Raw genomic sequence first — 3,285 nt, forward strand, 5'->3', positions numbered from 1 at the left:
CCTTTCCAGGCCCGGCGCGCCGATGAAGTGGAAGTACGAGCCCAACCCCGAGCCGGCGGCACAAGGAGTGGCCTGCTGCGATGTCGTCAACCGCGGAGCGGCCTTCGCCGACGGACGCATCTTCTTCAACACGCTGGACGGCCACACGATCGCGCTCGACGCCAATACGGGCAAGCCGATCTGGAACACTCATATCGGCAACATCAACATCGGCGAGACCATCACCATGGCTCCGCTGGTGGTGAAGGGCAAAGTTCTGGTCGGCAATTCCGGCGGCGAAATGGGCGTCCGCGGCTGGGTCAAGGCGCTGGATGCCGGAGACGGGCATGTTGTCTGGACGGCTTATGGCACTGGACCCGACAAGGATGTGCTGATCGGCCCGGACTTCAAGCCCCACTACGACATGGACAGGGGCACAGACCTTGGCGTGACGACATGGCCACCGGAAGCCTGGAAGATCGGCGGCGGCAATATGTGGGGCTGGATCTCCTACGATCCGGACTTGAACCTGATCTTCCACGGCACAGGCAATCCAGGACCGTGGAATCCGGATTTGCGGCCAGGCGACAACAAATGGACGTCCGGTATTTTCGCGCGTGACGCCGATACCGGAGCGGCGAAGTGGTTCTATCAGTGGAGCCCGCATGACCTCCATGACTATGACGGCATCAACGAGCAGATCCTTCTGGACATGACCTGGCAAGGCAAGCCGCGCAAGGTCCTTGTCCGACCGGAACGCAACGGCTACCTCTATATCCTCGATCGGACCACTGGAGAGGTGCTATCGGCCACAGCCTATGGCCCGGTCAATTCCAGCAAAGGCGTCGATCTGAAGACCGGCCGCCTGATTGCAAACCCTGACAAGAGAACCGGCACCGGCAAGGTGGTCCGAGACATTTGTCCGACGGCATCCGGCCTCAAGGACTGGCAGCCATCGGCGTTTTCGCCGAGGACCGGCCTGCTCTATATCCCCCACAACAATCTCTGCATGGATGAAGAAGGCGTCGAGGTAAACTACATCGCAGGCACGCCCTATGTCGGCATGAACGTACGTATGATCCCCGGGCCGGGCGGCAATCGTGGTGCTTTTACCGCCTGGGATGTTTCCGCCGCCAAGCCGGCCTGGGTCCTGAAGGAGAACTTTCCGGTATGGAGCGGCACCGTCGTCACTGCCGGCGATGTCGTCTTTTACGGGACCATGGAAGGCTGGTTCAAGGCGGTCAGCGCCAGGACTGGCGATCTGCTTTGGCAGTTCAAGACGTCGTCCGGCATCATCGGCCAGCCAATAACCTATCGCGGCCCCGATGGGCACCAGTATGTCGCAATTCTGTCAGGCGTCGGTGGCTGGGCCGGCGCCATCGTTTCGGGCGACTTAGACCCACGCGATGCCACCGCGGCACTGGGCTTCGTCAACGCGATGAAGGATCTGAAGAACGCTACCACGGCGGGAGGCACGCTTTATGTGTTCCGGCTGCCTTGATGGATTGAACTTGACCGTACGTCCGGCGCGAAAGGCGTTCCAACGGGTGGCGATCGGCATGGCCGGGCTCGCCTTGTTGCTCTTTCCGGCTGTTGCCAACGCACGTGAATTGAGAGTGTGCGCCGACCCGAACAACATGCCGTTTTCCAACGCGGCCGGTCAAGGGTTCGAGAACAGGATCGCGGAAATTGTCGCCACTGATCTTGGCGCCAAGCTGACGTATACCTGGTGGGCGCAGCGCCGTGGCTTCATCCGCAACACGCTGAAGGCAGGCCTTTGCGATCTCGTGCCCGGCACGCCTGCCAATCTCGAAATGCTGCGCACCACCACGCCCTACTACCGTTCGTCCTATGTCTTCGTGACCCGCCAGGACGGCCCGGACGTGACGTCCTTCAACGACCCGCGGTTGCAAGAATTGCGCATCGGTGTTCAGCTCATCGGCGACGATGGCGCCAACTCGCCGCCTGTCCAGGCGCTTGGCCGCCGCGGCATTGTCGGGCACCTCATCGGCTACCCCGTCTATGGCGACTACTCTGCTCCCAACCCGCCGGCGCGCATCGTCGAAGCTGTCGCGAACGGCGAGATCGACCTTGCCGTGGTCTGGGGTCCGCTCGCCGGCTATTTCGCGCAGAGGCAAAAGGTGCCGCTCCGGATCACGCCGGTCACGCCTCGCATCGATGGACCGCAACTGCCGCTGATGTACGACATCTCAATGGGTGTTCGACGCGAGGACGATGCGCTGCGTGGCGATGTGAATAGCGCGCTTGCCCGACACAAGGCCGAGATCGACGCGGTTCTGGCGCGATACGGCGTACCGCGTCTGGACATGGCCGGGAGACCGGCCCGATGAGGCGCGCTCTGGCGATGTTGCTGCCCTTGACACTGGCCCTGGTCGCCTGCCAGCGCGAGGAGCGCGACACGCGACCGCAATCGGCGCTCGGCTCAGGTGAGCAGCCGACGCCTGTGACCACGTTGGAGCCGGGCGGACAGCGACCCTCCCCCACCGACAACAAGGCGGCGAGCTTCGAGGCCAACGCCTTCCACATGAGCGAGGGCAAACGCCTGTTCGGCTGGTTCAACTGCTCGGGCTGCCATGCCAATGGCGGTGGCGGCATGGGTCCGGCGCTCATGGACGAGAAGTGGATCTATGGCAGCTCGATGGAAAGCATCCACGCCACGATCCGCGACGGCAGGCCCAACGGGATGCCAAGCTTCGGCCAGAAGATACCCGACGACCAGATATGGGAGCTGGCGGCCTTCGTGCGCGCACTGGGCGGCAACGCGCCGTCTTCCGCCGCGCCGCAACGCAATGACGACATGATGGTGCATCCCTCGGAAAACCGCCTGCCGGATGCCGCGACACTGGGCAAATCACCGTGAAGCGCCCGGCCTCGATGGCCTTCGCCTTCTGTGTCCTGTTTCTGCAGGGATGCGCAGGCTGGCAGTCGGCGCTTGACCCGAAGGGCCCCGCAGCCGGCGAGCTGGCCTGGCTCATCTGGTTCTTTACCGCGCTTTGCGCGGTTGTTTGGGCGCTGGTGATGATCGCTCTCGCAGCACCGCTGGTCATGCGATCGCGTTCCGGCGATGAACCCCTCCTACTCGACGAAGCGGCCGAACGCGGCAAGATGCGCGTGGTCGTGTCCGCCGTCGGAGTGACCACCATCATCCTGATCGGACTGACGCTGCTAAGCTTTTTCGCCAACAGGACGCTGGCTGCGATCGGCTCGGAGGCTGCGCTGACAATCAGGGTGACCGGGCACCAGTGGTGGTGGGAGGTGCGCTACGAGGATGCTATGTTTTATTTC

3 protein-coding genes and 1 pseudogene are annotated in these 3,285 nt (G+C 63.0%); all 4 read left to right on the plus strand.

What is annotated here, in order from left to right; translation table 11 throughout:
- Nucleotides 1–1,480: PQQ-dependent dehydrogenase, methanol/ethanol family (locus tag EN943_RS12850; protein WP_127412905.1), on the plus strand; the 1,480-nt coding region annotated here is incomplete at its 5' end.
- A 58-nt stretch (nucleotides 1,481–1,538) separates the two neighbouring features.
- Nucleotides 1,539–2,330: a substrate-binding domain-containing protein gene (locus tag EN943_RS12855; protein ID WP_244514477.1), complete on the plus strand. Its 792-nt coding sequence runs from the start codon at nucleotides 1,539–1,541 to the stop codon at nucleotides 2,328–2,330.
- A complete protein-coding gene (locus EN943_RS12860; RefSeq protein WP_013525142.1) occupies nucleotides 2,327–2,860 on the plus strand; it encodes a c-type cytochrome in 534 nt (177 codons plus the stop codon). The genes EN943_RS12855 and EN943_RS12860 overlap by 4 nt, the downstream gene beginning before the upstream one ends.
- Nucleotides 2,857–3,285 (plus strand): annotated as a pseudogene (locus tag EN943_RS12865) (cytochrome c oxidase subunit II); the annotation flags it as partial. The gene EN943_RS12860 and the pseudogene EN943_RS12865, both read left to right, overlap by 4 nt.

This window comes from Mesorhizobium sp. M7A.F.Ca.US.006.01.1.1, from assembly GCF_003997935.1.
Lineage (GTDB): Bacteria > Pseudomonadota > Alphaproteobacteria > Rhizobiales > Rhizobiaceae > Mesorhizobium.